Genomic DNA, 20,392 nt, shown 5'->3' with positions numbered 1-20,392 from the left:
AGCGCCTTGAGGTCGGACTTGTGTGCGACCAGCGTCTGCAGCGGCACCAGCACGTCGTCGGTGGCGTCGAGCAGGTCGGGCGCGATCTGCTGGACCACCTGGAGGAACTGGGAGAGCTTGTCGAGGTCGGCGCGCAGCATCGCGATCTTCGGGTTGAACTGGTGCAGGTAGGCGTCCAGCGATCTCGCGGTCGCGCCCAGCGCCGCCCCGCGGCCGTCGAGGGCGACCGCGGCCGCCCCGATCGCCGTGGACAGCTCGGCCGGGTCGAGGGCCTTGACCAGGCTGTCGATGTCGTCCAGTGCGTCCTGCAGCTCCAGGGTGGACTGCGTGGTGTCGGCGGGTACGACGGCGCCGGGGCGCAGTGACCTGGCGGGCGCGACCGCGGCGACGGCGGTGCTGGCCGGCGCGCTCGCCGTCGTGGTGCCGCCGGTGGGGCGCAGGTCGACGTACGTCGTGCCGAAGACCGTGGCCGGCAGGATCCGCGCGACGACATCGGCCGGGATGTTGTCGAGTTGGCCCTTGTCCATCGACAAGTCGACCCTGACACCGCCGCCGGGGCCCGGCTCGATCGCCTTGACCTTGCCGACGATCACGCCGTGCAGCTTCACGTCCGAGCCCTTCACCAGCGCGCCGCCGGCGTTGCGCAGGTCCGCCGAGACCGTGGGGGGACCGCCCCAGGTGCCGTCGGTGCGCAGGTGCAGCACCTCCAACAGGACCCCGAGCACGACCAGGGCGACCAGGCCGCGTACGGCGAGCTGGTTTCGGGTCGGCGCCTTCATCGGCTTGCTCCTGCCACCGAACACCTGCATCACCCCGAGATCCGGAAGCCGGGGTCGCCGCCCCAGAACACGAGGGTCAGGAACATGTCGAGCAGCACGACGATCACGATGCTCGCCCGGATGGAGGCGCCGGTGGCCTCGCCGACCGCCTGCGGGCCGCCGCCCGCCTTGAGGCCGTACCAGCAGTGGATGAGCGTGATGATCAGCGCGAAGACCAGGATCTTGACGATCGAGAAGAAGACGTCGCGACCGTTGATGAACGTCGAGAAGTAGTGGTCGTACTGCCCCGGTGACTGGTGGAAGATGTAGACCACCGAGAGCCGCGAGGCGATGTAGGAGCCGAGCAGGCCGACCAGGTAGAGCGGCAGGATCGCCAGCATGCAGGCGACCACTCGAGTGGCGACCAGGTAGCGCAGCGCGCTCACCCCCATCACCTCGAGCGCGTCGACCTCCTCGTGGATCTTCATCGAGCCCAGCTGCGCGGTGAAGCGGCAGCCCACCTGCGCGGCCAGCGCCAGCGCGGCGATGAGCGGCGCGAGTTCCCGGGTGTTGGCACTGGCGGAGATGAACCCGGTCAGCGGCGCGAGGCCGACCAGCTGGAGACCGTTGAAGCCCTCGATGCCCAGCGACGTACCGGCGGCGAGGGAGAGCAGCACCATCACGCCGACGGTGCCGCCGCCCACCAGCAGCGCGCCCGAGCCCCAGGCGACGTCCTTGAGCTGGCGCAGCATCTCCTGGGGGTAGAGCTTGAGGGTGAGCGGGATGTCCCGCAGCACCTTGGCGGAGAAGGAGGCGAAGTCCCCGAAGGCGGCGAACGCGTCCAGGACGGGGTCGGTGGCCCAGCTCGCCCGCGCCATCAGGCGGCTCCGGTCGGCGAGAGCATCGAGTAGATCTGCGTCAGGGCGACGTTGACGACCGCCAGCAGGATGACGCTGAGCACGACCGCCTGGTTGACCGCGTCCGCGACGCCCTTGGGGCCGCCGGAAGCGCTCAGGCCCTTGTGCGCGGCCACGATGGTGGCGATGAAGCCGAAGATGAGCGCCTTCAGCTCCGCCATCACCAGGTCCATCGGGTCGCTAAAGCTGATGAAGGAGCTGAGGTAGGTCCCGGCCGAGACCGAGCCGTTGCCGACGTTGAGGATGAACGCGGTGGTCATCGCCGTCATCGCGACGATCACGGTGAGGAGTACGGCGACCACCAGCGCCGCGACCACCCGCGGCGAGACCAGTCGCTGGACCGGGTTGATGCCCATCACCTTCATCGCGTCGATCTCCTCGCGGACCTGGCGGGCGCCGAGGTCGGAGCAGATCGCGGAGCCGACCGCGCCGGCGATCATCAGGCTGGTCACCAGCGGCGCGCCCTGGCGCAGCACGCCGATCCCGTTGACGGCGCCGCTGAACGACCCGGCGCCGATCTGGGAGGCGACGGCGCCGATCTGCACCGAGGTGATGACCCCGAACGGGATCGCGACCAGGATGGTGGGCAGCAGCGACACCTTGGTCATGAACCAGGACTGCAGGAGGAACTCGCTCCAGCTGAACCGTCCGCGGACGATGTCGGTGACGGCGGTGCTGGTCGCTTCCGTGCCGAGGATGACGAGCTTCCCGCTCGTCACGACACCCGCTCGCATGCGGCCGACGAGCGTCACCGAACGCCCTCGCAGGCGCGGTCGACGATGGTCAAGGCAACCCCCCTCATGAACAGTCGCCCCATGTAACGGCGCTCACAAGCCGGGGTTACGGGCTTGTGGACAAATTCCGCCGAAACGTCAAAGAGCGAGGTGAGTTCGCGGGGCAAGCCGCGGACCATGACGTGGGCGGTGCCCGTGCGCGCGCAGCAGCAGTGTCACCAGGCGACCCCGATGCGGGCGGTACGGCGCCAGGTAGCCGCGCAGCCGATCGTCGTCCCACGGCTCCCCGGTCAGCCCCCACCCGACGTCCTTGGCGACGTGGTAGTCGCCGAAGCTGACCGCGTCCGGGTCGCCGTGCGCGCGCTGGCGCACCTCCGCGGCGGTCCACTCGCCGATCCCGGGCAGGCTGGTCAGCCGACGCTCGACCTCCTCGCCCGGCAGGCCGACGGTGCGCTCGAGACTGTCCGCGACCCGGGCCGCTGTCACCAGGGCACGGGAGCGGGCCGGGTCGACCCGCATCCGCAGCCAGGCCCAGCTCGGGATGGATCTGATCGTCGGCGCGGCCGGCTGCACGTGCAGGTCCAGCTCGGCGCCGGGCCCCGGGGCCTGCTCGCCGTACCGGCGGACCAGCGCGCGATAGCCGGCGAACGCCTCCTGCCCGGTCACCTTCTGCTCCAGGATCGCCGGGGTGAGCGCTTCCATGACCAGGCCGGTGCGGCCGAGCCGGGGCACGCCGACCCGGCGGATCGCGCGCCGCAGCACCTCCTCGCGCGGGTCGAAGCCGTGTGGCTCGTCGTCGGCGCCGAGCATGCTCGGGAGCTGGTCGAGCACCCACACCGCACCCGGGCCCCACGCCCGCGCCTCGACCGCTCCCCCGCGCATCCGGACGCTCAGCGTGGCCGGTCCGTGCGGCGTGCGGATGCCGCGGTGGTGGGTGTCATCGACCAGACGGTACGTCGGATCGCCGGCGCCCCGGCGGTGCACCAGCAGCATGCCGAGGCTGAGGTCGTACGGCGGGACCCAGGTGCGGGTCAGAGTCATGGTGCGCCCAGCCTACGGAATCCGTCGGTGGTCTCGGGTTTCATGGAGCCATGCAACTCGCCGACGTCGTCGCCACCTCCGCGGTCGTCGCGGCCACCCGGTCGCGCAAGGCCAAGATCGCCGCGCTGGCCACCCGGCTCGCCGAGGCGTCGGCCGACGAGCTGCCGGTGGTGGTCTCCTACCTCGGTGGCGCGCTGCTGCAGCGACGCACCGGGCTGGGCTGGCGCTCGCTGGCCGGTCTGCCGGAGCCGGCCGACTCCTCCACCCTGACCGTCGCCGAGGTGCACGCGACCTTCGGCCACATCGCCGAGCTGGCCGGGTCCGGATCCGGCGCGGCGCGAGCCGCCGCCGTGGCCGAGCTGTTCGAGCGGGCGACAGCCGAGGAACAGGCCTGGCTACGCGGCGTCGTCACCGGCGAGGTGCGCCAGGGCGCGCTCGACTCGCTGGTCCAGGAGGCGCTCGCGGTGGCGGCAGGCGTCCCGCTGCCGGCGGTGCGGCGGGCCGCGATGCTGGCCGGCTCGACCGTCGCGATCGCGTCGCGGGCGTTCGCCGGCGAGGAGGCCCTCGCCGAGGTCGGGCTGGTCGTCGGTCGGCCGGTGCTGCCGATGCTGGCCTCGAGCGCGCCATCGGTGGCCGAGGCGATCGCCAAGATCGGCGGCCCGGTCGCCGTCGACGCCAAGCTCGACGGCATCCGCATCCAAGTGCACCGCGACCGCGACGAGGTACTCATCGCCACCCGCACCCTCGAGGACATCACCGCCCGGCTGCCCGAGGTGGTGGACGTGGCCCGCGCACTTCCGGCACGGCGATTCGTGCTCGACGGCGAGGCGATGACGCTCGACGAGTCGGGTCGTCCGCGACCCTTCCAGGACACCGCCTCACGGACCGCGACCCGAGGCGACTCGGCGGTGCGGGTGGCGCCGTACTTCTTCGACGTGGTGCACCTCGACGACCGCGACCTGCTCGACCTGCCACTGCACGAGCGGCTCGCCGAGCTCGACCGGCTGGTGCCCGAGCAGCACCGGGTCCGGCGGCTGATGACCGACGACACCGCGGCGGCCGAGACGTTCGCCGCGGAGGTGCTGCGCGAGGGGCAGGAGGGCGTCGTGGTCAAGGCACTCGACGCGCCCTGGGAGGCCGGTCGGCGCGGTGGCGCCTGGGTCAAGGTGAAGCCGGTGCACACCCTCGACCTGGTCGTGACGGCGGTCGAGTGGGGCTCGGGTCGTCGCCGCGGCTGGCTGTCGAACATCCACCTCGCCGCCCGCGACCCGGAGACCGGCGGCTTCGTGATGCTCGGCAAGACGTTCAAGGGCATGACCGACGAGATGCTGCGCTGGCAGACCGAGCGGTTCACCGAGCTGGCACTCGACGGCACCGACGGCTGGGTGGTGCGTGTGCGGCCCGAGCAGGTCGTCGAGATCGCCTTCGACGGCCTCCAGCGCTCCACGCGCTACCCCGGCGGAGTGGCGCTGCGCTTCGCCCGGGTGGTGCGCTACCGCGACGACAAGACCGCCGCCGAGGCCGACACGATCGAGGCGGTCCGAGCGATGCTCGGCTAGCTTGCCGTGACGGACCGCGCACTGGTGCGGTCCTGACAGCTCACCTGCCGGTCGCGCGCAACAAACCGTGCACCTGCGTGATCTGAGGTCAGGCGTCCGCGGCTACTGCAACTGTGAGTTGCACGACCCGTACAGTGCTCCCATGAGCGAGAGTTCTCCGGCCGACGGACGGCGTTCGGCCGCCGCCGCGCGCCGCCGGGCTCGGGAGGCCCAGATCGTTGCCGCCACCCGGGAGCTCTTCGACGAGCGCGGCGTACGCGATGCCCAGATCGAGGACATCGCCCGGGCCGTCGGCATCAACCGCGCCATCGTCTACCGCCACTTCACCGGCAAGGAGGAGATCTTCGCCCTCACCCTGGTCGACTATCTCGAGGAGCTGCGCGAGGCGCTGCTCGCCGTCGACCGAACCGACGCGCCGCCCCGGGACCGGCTCGCCGCCACCGTCGGCGCGTTCGTGGACTACGGCGTCGCCCACCCGGCGTTCGTCGACTGCGCCCATGCGCTGATGCGACGCACCGCTCCGGAGCTCGTCGACGAGATCTCCGAGAGCGCGCTGTTCCGGCTCGGCCGCGCCATCACCGCGACCCTCGCCGTACCGCAGCGGATCTTCGCCGCCGGCAGCGCCACCGGCGACTTCACGGTCGGCGACCCGAGCCTGCTGGCCAACATGTTCTACAGCACCGGCCTGGGGGCCCTGCAGCTCGCCCGCGTCGGGATCCTGGTGACCGAGTCGGCCCCCGGGATCCCGACCATGGTCGAGGTCTCCCCCGAGCAGGTCCGCGACTACCTGGTCACGGCCGCGCTCGCCCTCGCCCGCGGCTAGCCGTCAGGCCGCCTCGATGATCGCCGTCACGCCCTGACCGCCCGCGGCGCAGATCGAGATCAGGCCGCGGCCGGATCCCTGCTGGGCGAGCAGTTTGGCCAGGTTGTTGATGATCCGACCGCCGGTGGCGGCGAAGGGGTGACCCGCGGCCAGCGACGACCCGTTGACGTTGAGCTTCTCCCGCGGCACGGCACCGAGCGGGGCATCCAGACCGAGCCGCTCCTTGCAGAAGATCGGGTCCTCCCACGCCTTGAGCGTCGCGAGCACCTGCGAGGCGAACGCCTCGTGGATCTCGAAGAAGTCGAAGTCGGCGAAGGTCAGGCCGTTCCGGGCCAGCATCCGTGGCATCGCATACGCCGGCGCCATCAACAGCCCCTCGCCACCGTGCACGTAGTCGACGGCCGCGACCTCGGCGTCCACGAAGTAGGCCAGGATCGGCAGGTCGTGCGCCTTGGCCCACTCCTCCGAGGCGAACAGCACCGCCGAGGCGCCGTCGGTCAGCGGCGTGGAGTTACCCGCGGTCATCGTCGCCGCCTCGCCGCGACCGAAGACCGGCTTGAGCTTCGCCAGCTTCTCCGCGGTGGAGTCGGCGCGCAGGTTGTTGTCGCGCTCCAGGCCGCGGAACGGCGTGATCTGGTCGTCGAACCAGCCGCGCTCGTAGGCGGCAGCCATCTTCTGGTGCGAGGCGGCGGCCAGCTCGTCCTGCTCCTCCCGGCCGATCTGCCACTCCAGTGCGGTCAGCGCGGCGTGCTCGCCCATCGAGAGCCGGGTGCGCGGCTCGGCGTTGGCCGGGATGTTCGGGACGATGTCGCCCGGGCGCACCTTCAGCAGGGCCTTGAGCCGCTGGCCGGCGGTCTTGGCACGGTTGGCCTCGAGCAGGATCTTGCGCAGGTTCTCACCCAGCGCGATCGGCGCATCCGAGGTGGTGTCGGTGCCACCCGCGATGCCCGAGTCGATCTGCCCCAGGGCGATCTTGTTGGCGATGTACGTCGCGGCCTGCAGCCCGGTGCCGCACGCCTGCTGGAGGTCGACGGCGGCGGTCTCGGGGGCGAGCTTGGAGCCGAGCACCGACTCGCGGGTGAGGTTGAAGTCGCGGCTGTGCTTGAGCACGGCGCCGGCGGCGACCTCGCCGATCCGCTCGCCCTGCAGGCCGAAGCGCTCGACCAGCCCGTCGAGGGCCGCGGTGAGCATGTCCTGGTTGGAGGCGGTGGCGTAGGCGCCGTTGGAGCGGGCGAACGGGATCCGGTTGCCGCCGACGATGGCGACGCGGCGGGTGGTCTTGGTCATGTGCTCATCCTTGCTTCGCGCGGTGTCTGAGTGAAGGGTATGAGAGGGACGCCACGAAATGTGGACACCGAGTTACACCTCTAGTTACATCATCGTCGGAACCACCCCGAGACCACGTCAAGGAAGCCGCAGATGAGCGACAAGTACCAGGCCTTCACCCAGTCCGCGATCGGCAAGCTGCTGGTCAAGAACCTCGGCCTCCCCTCGCCCGCCAAGCTGGAGCGCTACACCGCCGGCGATCCGCTGGTGCGCGGCACCGTGCTGGTCGGCGGCCGCGGCCGGCTGGCCGACGAGCTGCCCGGGCTGCTCGACGTGATCGGCGCGGCGAGCGAGACCGCCCGAGCCGAGGGCCGGCGCTACAAGGGCCTGGTCTTCGACGCGACCGGCCTGACCTCGATCGACCAGCTGGTCGAGATGCAGGAGTTCTTCACCCCGGTCCTGCGCAGCCTGGAGAGCTGCCCGCGCGTGGTCGTGATCGGTACGCCGCCGGAGCTGGTCAAGGGCGCCGAGCGGGTCGCTCAGCGCGCGCTCGAGGGCTTCACCCGCAGCCTCGGCAAGGAGATCGGCCGGGGCGGGACCGTCCAGCTCGTCTACGTCGCCGACGGCTACGAGGACTCGCTCCTCTCCACGCTCGGCTTCCTGCTCAGCCCCAAGTCGGCCTACGTCTCCGGCCAGGTCGTGCGGATCGGCGCGCACCGGGAACAGAAGGCCGCCCCGGTCGCCGACTGGAGCAGGCCGCTCGCCGGCAAGGTCGCCTTCGTCACCGGCGCCAGCCGCGGCATCGGCGAGGAGATCGCCCGGGTGCTGCACCGCGACGGCGCCAGCATCGTCGGCCTCGACGTACCGCAGGCGGCCGACGACCTGCAGCGGGTGATGAAGGAGCTCGACGGCGACTGGCTCACCCTCGACATCACCGCCAAGGACGCCCCGCAGCGCATCGCGCAGCACCTCAAGGAGAAGCACGGCGGCGTCGACATCGTCGTCCACAACGCCGGCGTCACGCTCGACAAGAAGCTCGCCAACCAGACCCCGGAGCGCTTCGGCAAGGTGCTCCAGATCAACATCGAGGCACCCGAGAAGATCACCGCGGAGCTGCTCGAGCAGAAGGTCGTCAACGCAGGCGGCCGCATCGTCGGCGTCGCCTCGATCGCCGGCATCGCCGGCAACGTCGGCCAGACCAGCTACGCCGCGTCCAAGGCCGGCGTGATCGGCTTCGTCGACTCGCTGACCAACGAGCTCGAGGACGGCATCACCATCAACGCCGTCGCGCCGGGCTTCATCATCACCCAGATGACGGCCGCGGTGCCGTTCGCCACCCGCGAGGTCGGCCAGCGGCTCAACGCGATGGCCCAGGGCGGACTGCCGGTCGACGTCGCCGAGACGATCGCCTGGTACGCCTCCCCCGGCTCCACCGCCGTCAACGGCAACGTGGTCCGCGTCTGCGGCCAGATGATGTTGGGCGCCTGACATGGCCGAGCACATCGCCGAGCCCACCCTCGTCTCGGGGACCGGCGGTCCGGCCGCACTGCTCCGCGCGGCGCTCCCGGGCCTCCCGCTGATCGGCGCGCTGCCGGGGATCAGGAAGGACAGGGACGCCACCACCGGCTTCGCGCTCACCCGGCCCCCGGTGACGATCGAGCGCAAGCACGCCGAGCGGTACGCCGAGCTCTGCGGCTTCCCGGTCAAGGACACCGTCCCGCTGACCTACCCGCACATGCTGGCGCAGCCGCTGCACCTGGCGATCCTGACCGACCCGCGCTTCCCCAGCGCGCCGATGGGCATGGTCCACCTGGAGAACTCGATCAGCCAGCACCGCCGGATCGCCGTCGGGGAGACGCTCGAGGTGACCGTGGCGGTGGGCAGCCCGCTGCCGCATCCGGTCGGGACCGCCTGGCGGTTGACCAGCACGCTCACCGCCGACGGGCAGACGGTGTGGGAGTCGGTCTCGACGTACCTGCGTCGCGGCCGGCGCGATCCCGACGCGGCGTGGCCCAGCGACCTTGCCGAGGTGCCGCCGAGCGGGCCGGTGTTCCAGCTCAAGGCCGACCTCGGTCGCCGGTACGCCGCCGTGTCCGGCGACTACAACCCCATCCACCTGACCGCGCTCTCGGCGAAGGCGCTGGGCTTCCCGCGCCAGATCGCCCATGGGATGTGGACCAAGGCGCGCTGCGTCGCCGCACTGGAGAACCGGCTGCCCGACGCCGTCCGGGTCGACGTGGCGTTCAAGAAGCCGGTCTTCCTACCCGGCGCCGTCGCCTTCGGCAGCCGGCGCGACGAGCGGGGCTACGGGTTCTCGCTGCACAAGCGCGGCAGCGACACCCTGCATCTGCTGGGCCGCACCACCGCGCTCTGACGCGCCCGTCACACCTCGGCTGACGCCGCGTACCTCTACGACCGCGGCGGACGGATGATGCCTTGCTGCGCGGTGGTGGCGACCAGCCGACCGTCGGAGGAGAACACCCGGCCCAGCGAGAGGCCACGGCCGTTCTCGGCCGAGGGCGACTCCTGGTCGTAGAGCCACCACTCATCGGCGCGGAACGGCCGGTGGAACCAGATGGTGTGGTCGAGAGAGGCCATCTGGACACCGGCCGTGCCGAGCTGGTGCGCGGCCAGGGAGGCACCGAGCAGGCTGATGTCGGAGGCCCAGGTGAACGCGGCGATGTGCACGTTCGGGTCGTCGGGGAGCCGGTCGGCGATCCGTAGCCACACCTGCTGCCGGGCCGGGCGGCGCGGGTCGGGCGGCAGGCCGCGCATCGAGTTGCCCACGATGCGCACCTCGACCGCCGCCCACTCCCGGGCCAGCGACTCGCTCTCGGTGCTGCCGCCCTTGGCCATTAGCTCGAGCATGTCGATGCCCTGGTCGGCCGGCAGCGCCGCGGGCATCGCGTCCTGGTGCTCGAAGCCGTGCTCCTCGCGCTGGAAGTTCGCGGTCAGGTAGAAGATGTCGCGGCCGTGCTGGCGCCCCGCCACCCGACGGGTCTGGAAGGAGCGGCCGTCGCGGATCCGGTCGACGTCGTACACGATCGGCGCGGACGGGTCGCCCGGCAACAGGAAGTAGCCGTGCATCGAGTGCACGTGGAAGCCCTCGTCGGCGCTGCGGATCGCCGCGGTGAGCGACTGCGAGGCGACCTGACCGCCGAACGCGCGGCCGCGCTCGTTGGGCGCGGGCGCGCCCCGGTAGAGGTCGCGGTCGATCTCCTCCAGGTCCAGGACCCGGACCAGCTCGGAGACCGCCTGGGCGGCGGGTCGCTCGCTCACCTCGGTCACTTCTCCCCCTCCTCGCCGCCCTCGGGGCGCTCGTCCAGCGTCGCCAGGAAGCGCTCGAACTCGCGGCCGAGCTCCTCGCCGGTAGGCAGCGGCTGGTTGGGCGCCAGCAGCGAGGCGCCGCTCTCCTCGGCCCGGGTGAACGCGTCGTACTGTCGCTCCAGGGCCTTGACCACCTCGCCGACCTCCGCGTTGTCGGCCAGGTAGCGCGCGATCTCCTCGGCGCGCTTGTCTGCCTCCAGGCGGAGCTTTGTCAGGTCGATGGTGAGCCGGCCGTGCAGCTCCACCTTCTCCAGCAGCGCGGCCGCGGCGAGGGGATAGTCGAGCTGGGCGACGTAGTGGGGGATGTGGACCACGAAGCCCTGCGCGTCGTGACCCCACTCGCCGAGCCGGATCTCGACCAGCGCCTGCGCGCTCGACGGCACCCGGATCTCCCCGCTCCAGTGGCTCTCCTCGGTCACCAGATCGGGGTTGTTGGCGTGGTGGGTCATGGTCAGCGGCCGGGTGTGCGGCACCGCCATCGGCACCGAGCCCAGCGAGATCACCTGGGTGACGGCGAGGCGCTCCACCACCTCGCGCACGGCGCGGGCGAAGGCCTCCCAGCGATTGTCGGGCTCGGGACCGTGCAGCAACAGGTACGGCGTGCCGCCCGCATCGTGCAGCAACCGCACGACCAGCCGCGGTGCGTCGTAGTCCTCGTAGTGGTCGCGGACGAACGAGACCGCCGGCCGGCGCGCGCGGTAGTCGTGGAAGGCGTCCACGTCGAAGGTGGCCACCACTGGCGCGGCGTCGGAGACCTCGATCAGATGCAGCGCCGCCATCGCGGCGGCGTTGCCGGCGTCCAGGAAGCCGTCCAGCACCTGGATCATCGTCAGCGGACCGCTCAACTCGTCGAGCTCGGCGACCTCATCGACGATGTGCACCAGTCGGGACTTCGCCACGTCGACCTCCCTGGATGGTCTGTTGTTCGGCTTGCGCTTCCACGTCATCAGCGTCTTCGGCAACTTCGGCATGGCGCCTGCGCCAGCGTCGGCGGGCACCACGATATTCCCGCACCGTCCGCGACCGGGTGCACGACGGCGGTGAGCACGCCCACACCACCGCCGGCTGCGCCGATAGGTTACCGCGAAGTAACATTCGCCCGGAAGCACCCCCTCGATCCTGCCAGGAGAACCGGTGACCCGACAGTTGCGCGAGGTCGTCTTCGTCGACGGCGTTCGCACCCCCTTCGGCAAGGCCAAAGGCCAGTACGCCGAGACCCGAGCCGACGACCTCGTGATCAAGCTGATCCGCGAGCTCGTCCGCCGCAACCCCAGCCTGCCGCCCGAGCGCATCGACGACGTGGCCATCGCCGCGACGACGCAGATCGGCGACCAGGGCCTGACCATCGGCCGCACCGCCGCGCTGCTCGCCGGGCTCCCGCAGAGCGTGCCGGGCTTCGCCATCGACCGGATGTGCGCCGGCGCGATGACCGCGGTGACGACCACCGCGGGCGGCATCGCCTTCGGTGCCTACGACGTCGCCATCGCCGGCGGCGTCGAGCACATGGGCCGTCACCCGATGGGCGAAGGCGTCGATCCGAACCCGCGCATCGTCGCCGAGCGACTCGTCGACCCGTCCGCGCTGGTGATGGGCAACACGGCCGAGAACGTGCACGACCGCTATCCGGCGATCACCAAGGAGCGCACCGACGCCTACGCCGTCGCCTCGCAGGCCAGGGCCGCCGCGGCGTACCAGGCCGGGAAGATCCAGCCCGACCTGGTCCCGGTGGCGACCCGCTCCACCGAACAGGGCTGGGGCCTGGCGACCACCGACGAGCCGATGCGTCCCGGTACCACCATGGAGTCGCTGGCCGGGCTGAAGACGCCGTTCCGACCGCACGGTCGGGTGACCGCGGGCAACGCGGCCGGCATCAACGACGGCGCCACGGCGGCGCTGCTGGCCTCCAAGGAGACCGCTCGCGAGCTGGGCCTGCCGATCAAGATGCGGCTGGTCTCCTACGCGTTCGCCGGGGTCGCCCCGGAAGTGATGGCGGTCGGCCCGATCCCCGCGACCGAGAAGGCGCTGGCCAAGGCCGGCCTCGCCATCGAGGACATCGACGCCTTCGAGATCAACGAGGCGTTCGCGATCCAGGTGCTGGCCTTCCTCGACCACTTCGGCATCGACCAGGACGACCCGCGGGTCAACCCGTACGGCGGCGCCATCGCGTTCGGGCACCCGCTGGCGTCCTCCGGCGTACGCCTGATGATCCAGCTCGCCCGCCAGTTCCAGGAGGACCCCTCCATCCGCTACGGCATCACCACGATGTGCATCGGCCTCGGCATGGGCGGCACCGTGATCTGGGAGAACCCGCACTGGAACGGAGAGAGCAAGTGACCGCCATCGAGACACTGCTGACCGACGTCGAGAAGCTGTTCTCCGACGACGAGGTCGTCACCCAGGCCCACCTGCGCAAGGTGACCCTGCCCTCCGGCAAGGTGCTGGGCCTGGTCACCCTCGACAACGGCTTGGACCACACCCGACCGAACACGTTCGGCCCTCGGGGCCTGGTGTCGCTGAACACCGCCTACGACGCCGCCCTGGCCGATGACGAGATCGAGGCCGTCGCGGTCACCGGCAAGCCGTTCATCCTCGCCGCCGGCGCCGACCTGTCGACGCTGCGGGCCGGTGGTCCCGACGGCGTGCGCACCATCGCCGAGCTCGGACACGCGGTGTTCCGCAAGCTCACCGACGGCTCCAACGGCGTGCGCAAGCCGTCGTTCGGCTTCATCAACGGCCTCGCCCTCGGTGGCGGCCTGGAGGTGGCGCTGCACGCCGACTACCGCACCATCCTGGAGACGGTGCCCGCGGTCGGTCTGCCCGAGGTCATGCTCGGTCTGGTCCCCGGCTGGGGCGGCGCCTACCTGCTGCCGAACCTGATCGAGCCCGCGAGCGCTGCCACGGTCTTCATCGAGAACCCACTCAACCAGGGCCGGGTGCTCAAGGGCCGCGAGGCGTTCGAGCTGGGCATCGCCGATGCGATCTTCGACGGCGCCGACTACCTGGAGCAGTCGCTGATCTGGGCCGACGGCGTGCTCAACGGCTCCGTCAAGGTGGACCGCCCGGAGATCGATCGCGGCGAGGCTTGGGATGCCGCCGTCAAGAACGCCGGATTCTTCGCCTGGGCGAAGACCGGTGGCGCCTCACCCGCTGCCAAGAAGGCCGTCGAGCTGCTCGGCCTGGCCAAGACCGCCACCCGCGACGAGGGCTTCGCCGCCGAGGACGACGCGCTCGCCGCCGCGGCGAGTCAGCCGGAGCTACTGGCCTCGCTGTACTCCTTCGACCTGGTGCAGAAGCGGGCCAAGCGCCCGGCCGGCGCTCCGGACACGTCGCTGGCCCAGCCGGTGACCAAGGTGGGCATCATCGGCGCGGGTCTGATGGCCTCGCAGTTCGCGCTGCTGTTCGTGCAGCGGCTCAAGGTGCCGGTGGTCCTGGTCGATCTCGACCAGGAGCGCGCCGACAAGGGGGTGGCCTACGTCCACGCCGAGCTCGACAAGCGGCTGGCCAAGGGCCGGGCGTCGCAGGACGCCACCAACCGGCTCAAGGCGCTGGTCTCGGCCTCCGTCGACTACGCCGAGGCGTTCTCGGACGCCGACTTCATCATCGAGGCGGTCTTCGAGGAGATGTCGGTCAAGAAGACCGTCTTCGCCAACGCCGAGAAGGTCGCGCCCGAAGGCGCCGTCTTCGCGACCAACACCTCCTCGCTCTCGATCACCGAGATGGCCGCCGACCTCGAGCACCCCGAGCGGGTGGTCGGCTTCCACTTCTTCAACCCGGTCGCGGTGATGCCACTGCTGGAGATCATCCGTGGCGAGAAGACCTCGAACGTCGCGCTGGCCACCGCGTTCGCCACCGGGCGGAGCCTCGGCAAGACCACCGTCCTGGTCAAGGACAGCCCCTCGTTCATCGTCAACCGGCTGCTCGGCCGGTTCATGGGCGAGGTGGCCAGGATCGCCGACGAGGGCACCCCGATCGGCGTCGTGGACAGCGCGTTCGCGGGCGTGACGCCGATGCCGCCGTACACCCTGATCGCGCTGGTCGGCCCGGCGATCGCCTACCACAACAACGAGACGCTGCATACGGCGTTCCCCGACCGGTTCTACCTCTCGGAGAACCTGCGCAGGGTCGTCGAGGCGAAGAAGTCGAGCTTCTACGGACCCGACGGCAAGACCCTTGACCCGGAGGTCGAGGCGCTGCTCACGGTCGGCTCCACGCAGCTGAGCGCGGAGGAGGTACGGCGCCGTACCCTCGAGGCGCTGGCCGACGAGGCCCGCCGGATGCTGGACGAGGGGGTCGTCGAGGCGCCCGAGGACATCGACCTGGCGATGATCACCGGGGCCGGCTTCCAGTTCTGGAACGGCGGCCTGACCCAGCTGCTGGACCGCGAGGGCATCTCGCAGCGGATCACCGGCGCGGCGTTCCACTGAGCCGGATCACCGCGGCGCGGTTAGACTGGCGGAGCATCACGGCGGTTTGGGGACCGTCCAGAGGAAGACTCAGTTGCTCCCTGAGTGGGCGAGGGCCCCGGTCGTTCGACCGGGGCCCTTTCCCATGTCCGGTGCCGCCACACGCCGCGGCGCCTCGACGTGTCACGTCCGCCGCACGGGCGGTCAGCTCTCGACGGGGGCGGCCACCACCGCAGGGACGGCGTCGAGCGCGCCCAGCCGGGTGATCGTGTCGAGCGCGATGGTCTGGGCGGTCAGCCCGACCCGCTCCAGGATGGCCTCGCGCTTGGCGTGGTCGAGGAACTCCTGCGGGATGCCGTGGATGCGCATCGGAGTGGTGACGCCGGCGGCGGCGAGCGTCTGCAGCAAGACGGCGCCGCAGCCGCCGATCTCGCCGTTGTCCTCGATGGAGACCACCAGCCGGTGCTGGCCGGCCAGCTCGACCAGCGCCGGGTCGACCGGCATCACCCAGCGCGGGTCCACCACCGTCACGCCGATGCCCTGGGCGACCAGTCGCTCGGCCACGTCCACCGCGACCCCGGCCATCGCGCCGACGCCGACCACGAGCACGTCGCGGGTGCCGTTGCGGACCAGGACGTCGCCGCCCCCGGCCTTGCCGACCGCGGGGATCTCGGCCGGCGGGGCGCCCTTGGGGATGCGCAGCACGGTGGGCGCGTCATCGACCGCGACGGCCTCGCGCAGCAGCTCCTGCACGCGTACGCCGTCGCGCGGGGCCGCCAGCCGCAGGCCGGGCACGACCTGCAGGATGGACAGGTCCCACATGCCGTTGTGGGAGGCGCCGTCGTTGCCGGTGACGCCGGCCCGGTCCAGCACGAAGGTGACGCCGCAGCGGTGCAGCGCGACGTCCATCAGCACCTGGTCGAAGGCTCGGTTGAGGAACGTCGCGTAGACCGCCACCACCGGGTGCATGCCGCCCATCGCCAGGCCGGCCGCCGAGGTGACGGCGTGCTGCTCGGCGATGCCGACGTCGAAGACCCGCTCCGGGTACGCCGCCGCGAACCGGTCGAGGCCGACCGGGTGCAGCATCGCCGCGGTGATCCCGACCAGGTCGGGCCGGGTGGCACCCAACGCCACCATCTCCTCGGCGAAGAAGTCGGTCCAGATCCGGCCCTTGGGCACCGGCTGGTGGGTGACCACGTCGAACGGGTCGGTCTGGTGCAGCTGGTCGATCTCGTTGCGCTCGGCGGGGTCGTAGCCGAAGCCCTTGCGGGTGATCGCGTGCACGATCACCGGGCCGCCGAACCCCTTGGCCTGCTTGAGCGCCTGCTCCATCGCGGCCCGGTCGTGCCCGTCGACGGGGCCGACGTACTTCAGGCCCAGGTCCTCGAAGAGGCCCTGCGGCGCGACGGCGTCCTTGAGGCCCTTCTTCATCGCGTGGAGGACGTCGTAGGCGGGCGCGCCGACGCCCGGCACCGCGTTGAGCCGCCGCTTCACCAGGTCGAGGACCTTCTCGTAGCGCGGGTTGGTCCGCAGCGTGGTCAGCGCGGTGGTCAGCCCGCCGATGGTGGGCTGGTACGAGCGGCCGTTGTCGTTGACGACGATGACCAGCCGGCTGTCCTTGGCGACCGCGATGTTGTTGAGCGCCTCCCAGGCCATCCCGCCGGTGAGCGCGCCGTCGCCGATGACGGCGACCACGTGCCGGTCCTCGCCCCGGATCCGGTATGCCTTGGCCAGGCCGTCGGCGTAGCTGAGCGAGGTGGAGGCGTGGGAGTTCTCCACGATGTCGTGCGGGGACTCGCCCTGGCTCGGGTAGCCCGACAGGCCGCCCTCCTGCCGCAGCCGGTCGAACCGGCTGGCACGACCGGTGAGCATCTTGTGCACGTAGGCCTGGTGGCCGGTGTCGAAGACGATCCGGTCACGTGGTGAGTCGAAGACCCGATGGATCGCGATGGTCAGCTCGACGACGCCGAGATTGGGGCCGAGATGGCCGCCGTTCTTGGCGCACGTCGTCACCAGCAGGTCGCGGATCTCCGCCGCGAGCTCGGTGAGCTGTCCGTCGTCGAGTCCGCGCAGGTCACGCGGTGTACCGAGATTGTCGAGGACACGCATGTTCCGGAGTTTACGCATCGAGGAGCCGGACGCGGGCCACCGCGGGCTGCTCGAGGCTGCCGAGCCACACCGTGCCACGGTGCTCGCGCACCCCCGTCACCATCGCGTAGTCGCGGGCGGGCAGGTCCAGGTCGTGCACCAGCCGGCCCGTGACGTCGTAGGCCTGGACGCGCACGCTGGGCGCGATCCGGGGCTGCAGCCGCTCCGGCACGCGGGTGGCGCCGCGGCGCACCCACATCGGCATGCGCTGCAGGCGCTCGAGCACGTGGTTGACCGGGCTGGCCAGCGTCACCCAGATCAGCCCGTCCGAGCCGGTGGCGATGTTGTCCGGGTGGCCGGGCAGCTCGGCGACGAACAGGTCCCGGCGGCCCGCCGCGGGGCCGGTGAGCCAGTGCCGGACGACGGTGCGGGCCCCGGTCTCGGCGACGGCCACGAACGACCCGTCCGGCGCGAGCGCGACGCCGTTGGCGAAGGCCAGGCCGTCGAGGACGACCGATACCTGCCCCGACGGGTCCAGCCGCAGGAGCCGGCCGGTGCGGGTGTCCTGCACCAGGTCGTCCCGCCACCGCGGCTGGCCGAACCGGGTGGAGGAGTCGGAGAACCAGACGGTGCCGTCGGCCGCCACCGCGGCGTTGTTGCAGAACCGCATCGGCCGGCCGTCGACGCTCGCCAGCACCCGCTCCACGGCGCCGTCGCGCGGGTCGACGAGCAGGACGCCGAGGGTGGAGTCGCAGACCAGCAGCCGGCCGTCGGGATAGCACTCGATGCCCAGCGGACGGCCGCCGGTGTCGGCGATCCGGTCGAGCCGGCTGCCGTCGTGGGCGATCCGCCAGATCGCGCCGTCGGCGGTGCCGGTGTAGACGCAGCCCTCGTCCGGGCCGTCGGTGGCCACCAGCACGTCCTCGCAGCCGTGGGCCGGCACCGGCAGCACCCGCAGTGCGTCGCTCACCGGCACATCCCGGCGTAGAGCGCGGAGTCGAGGAAGGGCAGCAAGACCTGGCGGGCGGAGTCGGTCAGCGGCAGGGTCGGTACGACGGCGGGGTCGACGAACACGATCTGGCGACCCTCGCCGAGCACCACGTCGCCGTCGCCGAGCGTCGTCGGCGCCGCGTAGAACGCCAGCGTGTCGTCGCTGTCGGTCTCCACGTGGTGGACGTCGTACTCGCCGACCAGGTGGAGCTCCTCGGGCTCGAGCACGATGCCGGTCTCCTCCTCCAGCTCGCGCACCGCGGCGGCCAGCATCTCCTCCCCCGGCTCCACGTGGCCACCGGTCAGGCCCCAGCGCTCCGGCGCGATCACGGCGTGCTCGTCGCGCTCCTGCAGCAGGATCCAGCCGCGACGATCGACGAGTGCGACCGAGGCGAACCTCGTCATGCGCCCACCAGGAAGCTGAACCGCACCTCGCGCACGTCGTTGTCGACGTTGAGGTCGACCAGGCAGATGCTCTGCCAGGTGCCGAGGGCCAGCCGCCCGCCGAGCACCGGCACGCTCGCGTACGGCGGGATCAGCGCCGGCATCACGTGCGAGCGACCGTGCCCGGCCGAGCCGTGCCGGTGCCGCCACCGGTCGTCCCGGGGCAGCAGCGTCTCCAGGGCGGCGAGCAGGTCCTCGTCGCTGCCGGCCCCGGTCTCGATGACGGCGAGCCCGGCGGTCGCGTGCGGCACGAACAGGTGCAGGAGACCGTCTCCCCGGCCGGCGGCGTACTCCTCCGCATCCCGGGTCAGGTCGAGCACCACCTCGCGATCCCCGGTCCGGTAGCGGCGGACCTCACTGTCCACCGGAGAGGATCTCCTCCACGCGGGCGACCTTGGCCTGCAACTGGCCGGTGAAGCCGGGCCGGATGTCGGCCTTGAGCACGAGGCTGACCCGCGGCGAGACGGCCACGACGGCGTCGGTGGCCCGCTTGACCACGTCGAACACCTCGTCCCACTCGCCCTCGACGGTGGTGAACATCGAGGTGGTCTCGTGCGGCAGACCCGACTCCCGGACGACCTGGACGGCGGCCGCGACCGCCGCCGCGACGCTCCCGGACTCGTCGCCCGCGGCGGGGGCGACACTGAACGCGACAAGCATGTCTCCACAGTAGCGACGCGCACCCTACTGGCCGGTAGTGTGCATGCCGTCACAGAGGGAGGCACCATGACAACCGAGCTCGACTCACTCGCCCGCCGGCTCTCGGTACCACCGGACCGGCTGGCCGCCTTCGCGGCGTACGACGGGGGCCAGCTGGCCCATCTCGACACGCTGCTGGGCACCGCGATGACGCAGGAGGACCAGGCGTTCGACGCCGGCCTGGAGGAGGCGCTGCGCTTCGTCCCCAAGCTGTTGCGACCGGCGGCGAAGAAGCTGCTCTTCGGAGGTGGCCATGGGTGACCTGCGCAGCCGGATCGAGGTCACCAAGCTGGCCCGCGAGCTGGGCGTCGCCGAGGGCGAGATCTCCTTCCTGACCGCGAGCGCCCCCGAGGACCTGCGCGAGCTGCGCCGGCTGGTCTCCGGCGCGCTCTTCGCCCGCAACGAGGACCGGGTCAAGCTGCTGGCCGCGCTGAGCCGGATGCTGCCGGTGCCGCTGACCGCCAAGATCGCCGAGGTCGCCCTCGGCCCGGCGCTCAGCGCCCGGGTGGCGGGCGTGCTGGACCCCCGGGAGGCATCCCGGCTGGCCGGTCACCTGGCACCGTCGTTCCTGGCCAAGCTGGCCGTCTCGCTCGATCCCGCCCGGGTGGCGCCGATCGTGCGCGGGCTGCCCGACGACCTCGTGGTCGACGTCGGCCGACGCCTGCTGGCCGCGGGTGAGCACGTCACGCTGGCGCGGTTCGTCGCGGTGGTCTCCCCCGACGTCGCGATGGGGGTGGTGGAGGGCTCCACCGGTGCGGACCTGCTCCAGGTGGCGCTGTTCACCGACGAGCCGGCTGCGCTCGACGCGATCGCCCGGCGCATCGGTGACGAGGTGCTGGCCGACGTCATCCGGGCGGCCTCGGCAGCGCACGCCTACGACGCCGCCGTCACGCTGCTCACCTCGCTGTCAGCGGAAAGCTGCGCCCGGCTGGTGGGCCAGGTGGGCGTGGTGGAGGACAACGCCCGCGAGTCGCTGGTCGAGGCCGTGGCCGAGCACGACGTCTGGCCCGCGATCCTGCCCGCGCTGCACACGGTCGACCAGGACGTGCTCAAGGCGCTGGTGAACGTGCCCGCGACCCTGGACTCGGCCATCATCGACCGGGTCGCCATGCACAGCCATCGGCTCGATCTGGCACCGGTGCTGGTCCAGCTGGTCCTCGCCATGGACGACGAGCACCTGGACGCGCTGCGCGAGTCCAGCGTGCTGCGCGATCCCGACCTGCAGGAGTGGCTGACCGCCAACGCCGGAGTCGGCACCCGGCTGGTCCTGCCGGTGCTGGAGTCACTGGGGCTGCGCTGACCGACCCGGAACGTGGGAGGCCCCGGCGGCCCGGGCCGCCCAC

General features: G+C 71.6%; 20 protein-coding genes. 8 read left to right on the top strand and 12 right to left on the bottom strand.

Annotated features, from left to right (window positions below; all coding sequences use genetic code 11):
- From VHA72_RS10060 to VHA72_RS10045, 4 genes are all read right to left on the bottom strand, one after another.
- On the bottom strand, positions 1 to 779 hold a 779-nt coding region (locus tag VHA72_RS10060; RefSeq protein WP_325574786.1), incomplete at its 3' end, for an MCE family protein.
- A 29-nt stretch (positions 780 to 808) separates the two neighbouring features.
- Positions 809 to 1,636, bottom strand: a complete 828-nt coding sequence (locus tag VHA72_RS10055) for an MlaE family ABC transporter permease (protein WP_325574784.1) — start codon at positions 1,634 to 1,636, stop codon at positions 809 to 811.
- Entirely contained in the window at positions 1,636 to 2,394 is a 759-nt protein-coding gene (locus VHA72_RS10050; protein ID WP_325574782.1) for an MlaE family ABC transporter permease, read from the bottom strand. The genes VHA72_RS10055 and VHA72_RS10050 overlap by 1 nt, the downstream gene beginning before the upstream one ends.
- 153 nt (positions 2,395 to 2,547) lie before the next feature.
- Positions 2,548 to 3,450 (bottom strand): DNA-3-methyladenine glycosylase family protein, encoded by a 903-nt coding sequence (locus VHA72_RS10045; protein ID WP_325574780.1) that lies wholly within the window; start codon positions 3,448 to 3,450, stop codon positions 2,548 to 2,550.
- 50 nt (positions 3,451 to 3,500) lie between these two features.
- Here VHA72_RS10045 and VHA72_RS10040 point away from each other — a divergent pair, with 50 nt between their 5' ends.
- Complete coding sequence (locus tag VHA72_RS10040; protein WP_325574779.1) at positions 3,501 to 5,009, top strand: ATP-dependent DNA ligase; 1,509 nt, start codon at positions 3,501 to 3,503, stop codon at positions 5,007 to 5,009.
- Positions 5,010 to 5,151: 142 nt separating this feature from the next.
- On the top strand, positions 5,152 to 5,832 hold the full coding sequence (locus VHA72_RS10035; protein WP_325574777.1) for a TetR/AcrR family transcriptional regulator: 681 nt from the start codon (positions 5,152 to 5,154) through the stop codon (positions 5,830 to 5,832).
- 3 nt (positions 5,833 to 5,835) lie between these two features.
- Here VHA72_RS10035 and VHA72_RS10030 read toward each other — a convergent pair whose 3' ends face one another.
- Positions 5,836 to 7,119, bottom strand: coding sequence for an acetyl-CoA C-acetyltransferase (locus tag VHA72_RS10030; protein ID WP_325574775.1), 1,284 nt, complete (start codon positions 7,117 to 7,119; stop codon positions 5,836 to 5,838).
- 132 nt (positions 7,120 to 7,251) lie between these two features.
- On the opposite strand from VHA72_RS10030, the gene VHA72_RS10025 reads away from it, so the two are divergent.
- Positions 7,252 to 8,586 carry a 3-oxoacyl-ACP reductase gene (locus VHA72_RS10025; protein WP_325574773.1) on the top strand — a complete coding sequence of 445 codons (1,335 nt, stop codon included), beginning with the start codon at positions 7,252 to 7,254 and terminating at the stop codon, positions 8,584 to 8,586.
- Between the two features lies 1 nt (position 8,587).
- On the top strand, positions 8,588 to 9,472 hold the full coding sequence (locus VHA72_RS10020; protein WP_325574771.1) for a MaoC family dehydratase: 885 nt from the start codon (positions 8,588 to 8,590) through the stop codon (positions 9,470 to 9,472).
- A 35-nt stretch (positions 9,473 to 9,507) separates the two neighbouring features.
- Here VHA72_RS10020 and VHA72_RS10015 read toward each other — a convergent pair whose 3' ends face one another.
- Positions 9,508 to 10,386, bottom strand: a complete 879-nt coding sequence (locus VHA72_RS10015) for an acyl-CoA thioesterase (protein ID WP_325574769.1) — start codon at positions 10,384 to 10,386, stop codon at positions 9,508 to 9,510.
- A complete protein-coding gene (locus VHA72_RS10010) occupies positions 10,383 to 11,396 on the bottom strand; it encodes a PAC2 family protein (protein WP_325574767.1) in 1,014 nt (337 codons plus the stop codon). Before VHA72_RS10010 ends, VHA72_RS10015 begins: the two co-directional genes overlap by 4 nt.
- A gap of 163 nt (positions 11,397 to 11,559) precedes the next feature.
- Here VHA72_RS10010 and VHA72_RS10005 point away from each other — a divergent pair, with 163 nt between their 5' ends.
- Both VHA72_RS10005 and VHA72_RS10000 read left to right on the top strand, forming a co-directional pair.
- Positions 11,560 to 12,759, top strand: a complete 1,200-nt coding sequence (locus tag VHA72_RS10005) for a thiolase family protein (protein ID WP_325574765.1) — start codon at positions 11,560 to 11,562, stop codon at positions 12,757 to 12,759.
- Positions 12,756 to 14,849: a 3-hydroxyacyl-CoA dehydrogenase NAD-binding domain-containing protein gene (locus tag VHA72_RS10000; protein WP_325574764.1), complete on the top strand. Its 2,094-nt coding sequence runs from the start codon at positions 12,756 to 12,758 to the stop codon at positions 14,847 to 14,849. The genes VHA72_RS10005 and VHA72_RS10000 overlap by 4 nt, the downstream gene beginning before the upstream one ends.
- Before the next feature lie 183 nt (positions 14,850 to 15,032).
- Here the strand turns inward: VHA72_RS10000 and dxs are convergent, their stop codons facing one another.
- From dxs to VHA72_RS09975, 5 genes are read right to left on the bottom strand one after another with little or no spacing between them, the layout of a single operon-like run.
- Positions 15,033 to 16,937 carry a 1-deoxy-D-xylulose-5-phosphate synthase gene (dxs, locus tag VHA72_RS09995; protein ID WP_325574763.1) on the bottom strand — a complete coding sequence of 635 codons (1,905 nt, stop codon included), beginning with the start codon at positions 16,935 to 16,937 and terminating at the stop codon, positions 15,033 to 15,035.
- Positions 16,938 to 16,947: 10 nt separating this feature from the next.
- Positions 16,948 to 17,886, bottom strand: coding sequence for an SMP-30/gluconolactonase/LRE family protein (locus VHA72_RS09990; protein WP_325574761.1), 939 nt, complete (start codon positions 17,884 to 17,886; stop codon positions 16,948 to 16,950).
- The gene (locus VHA72_RS09985) at positions 17,883 to 18,311 is read right to left on the bottom strand and encodes an NUDIX domain-containing protein (protein ID WP_325574759.1); all 429 of its coding nucleotides are present in this window, start codon (positions 18,309 to 18,311) and stop codon (positions 17,883 to 17,885) included. The genes VHA72_RS09990 and VHA72_RS09985 overlap by 4 nt, the downstream gene beginning before the upstream one ends.
- Complete coding sequence (locus VHA72_RS09980) at positions 18,308 to 18,715, bottom strand: YjbQ family protein (RefSeq protein WP_325574757.1); 408 nt, start codon at positions 18,713 to 18,715, stop codon at positions 18,308 to 18,310. Before VHA72_RS09980 ends, VHA72_RS09985 begins: the two co-directional genes overlap by 4 nt.
- The gene (locus VHA72_RS09975) at positions 18,705 to 19,010 is read right to left on the bottom strand and encodes an MTH1187 family thiamine-binding protein (RefSeq protein WP_325574755.1); all 306 of its coding nucleotides are present in this window, start codon (positions 19,008 to 19,010) and stop codon (positions 18,705 to 18,707) included. The genes VHA72_RS09980 and VHA72_RS09975 overlap by 11 nt, the downstream gene beginning before the upstream one ends.
- Before the next feature lie 66 nt (positions 19,011 to 19,076).
- Between VHA72_RS09975 and VHA72_RS09970 the strand changes: the two genes are divergently transcribed.
- Together VHA72_RS09970 and VHA72_RS09965 are read left to right on the top strand one after the other, a co-directional pair.
- On the top strand, positions 19,077 to 19,310 hold the full coding sequence (locus VHA72_RS09970) for a hypothetical protein (protein ID WP_325574753.1): 234 nt from the start codon (positions 19,077 to 19,079) through the stop codon (positions 19,308 to 19,310).
- Entirely contained in the window at positions 19,303 to 20,349 is a 1,047-nt protein-coding gene (locus tag VHA72_RS09965) for a hypothetical protein (RefSeq protein ID WP_325574751.1), read from the top strand. Before VHA72_RS09970 ends, VHA72_RS09965 begins: the two co-directional genes overlap by 8 nt.
- Positions 20,350 to 20,392: the final 43 nt, after the last annotated feature.

Origin of the sequence: Nocardioides sp. (assembly GCF_035547795.1) — a bacterium.
Taxonomy (GTDB): Bacteria; Actinomycetota; Actinomycetes; order Propionibacteriales; family Nocardioidaceae; genus Nocardioides.
The sequence above is the reverse complement of the archived record's forward strand: the minus strand, read 5'-3'. Positions and strand labels throughout refer to the sequence as shown.

Bases quoted from the DNA above. Each gene is read 5' to 3' on its own strand.
- VHA72_RS10055 (WP_325574784.1), bottom strand. From the start codon at position 1,636: ATGGCGCGGGCGAGCTGGGCCACCGACCCCGTCCTGGACGCGTTCGCC.
- VHA72_RS10045 (WP_325574780.1), bottom strand. From the start codon at position 3,450: ATGACTCTGACCCGCACCTGGGTCCCGCCGTACGACCTCAGCCTCGGC.
- VHA72_RS10040 (WP_325574779.1), top strand. From the start codon at position 3,501: ATGCAACTCGCCGACGTCGTCGCCACCTCCGCGGTCGTCGCGGCCACC.
- VHA72_RS10035 (WP_325574777.1), top strand. From the start codon at position 5,152: ATGAGCGAGAGTTCTCCGGCCGACGGACGGCGTTCGGCCGCCGCCGCG.
- VHA72_RS10030 (WP_325574775.1), bottom strand. From the start codon at position 7,119: ATGACCAAGACCACCCGCCGCGTCGCCATCGTCGGCGGCAACCGGATC.
- VHA72_RS10025 (WP_325574773.1), top strand. From the start codon at position 7,252: ATGAGCGACAAGTACCAGGCCTTCACCCAGTCCGCGATCGGCAAGCTG.
- VHA72_RS10020 (WP_325574771.1), top strand. From the start codon at position 8,588: ATGGCCGAGCACATCGCCGAGCCCACCCTCGTCTCGGGGACCGGCGGT.
- VHA72_RS10010 (WP_325574767.1), bottom strand. From the start codon at position 11,396: ATGCCGAAGTTGCCGAAGACGCTGATGACGTGGAAGCGCAAGCCGAAC.
- dxs (WP_325574763.1), bottom strand. From the start codon at position 16,937: ATGCGTGTCCTCGACAATCTCGGTACACCGCGTGACCTGCGCGGACTC.
- VHA72_RS09985 (WP_325574759.1), bottom strand. From the start codon at position 18,311: ATGACGAGGTTCGCCTCGGTCGCACTCGTCGATCGTCGCGGCTGGATC.
- VHA72_RS09975 (WP_325574755.1), bottom strand. From the start codon at position 19,010: ATGCTTGTCGCGTTCAGTGTCGCCCCCGCCGCGGGCGACGAGTCCGGG.
- VHA72_RS09970 (WP_325574753.1), top strand. From the start codon at position 19,077: ATGACAACCGAGCTCGACTCACTCGCCCGCCGGCTCTCGGTACCACCG.
- VHA72_RS09965 (WP_325574751.1), top strand. From the start codon at position 19,303: ATGGGTGACCTGCGCAGCCGGATCGAGGTCACCAAGCTGGCCCGCGAG.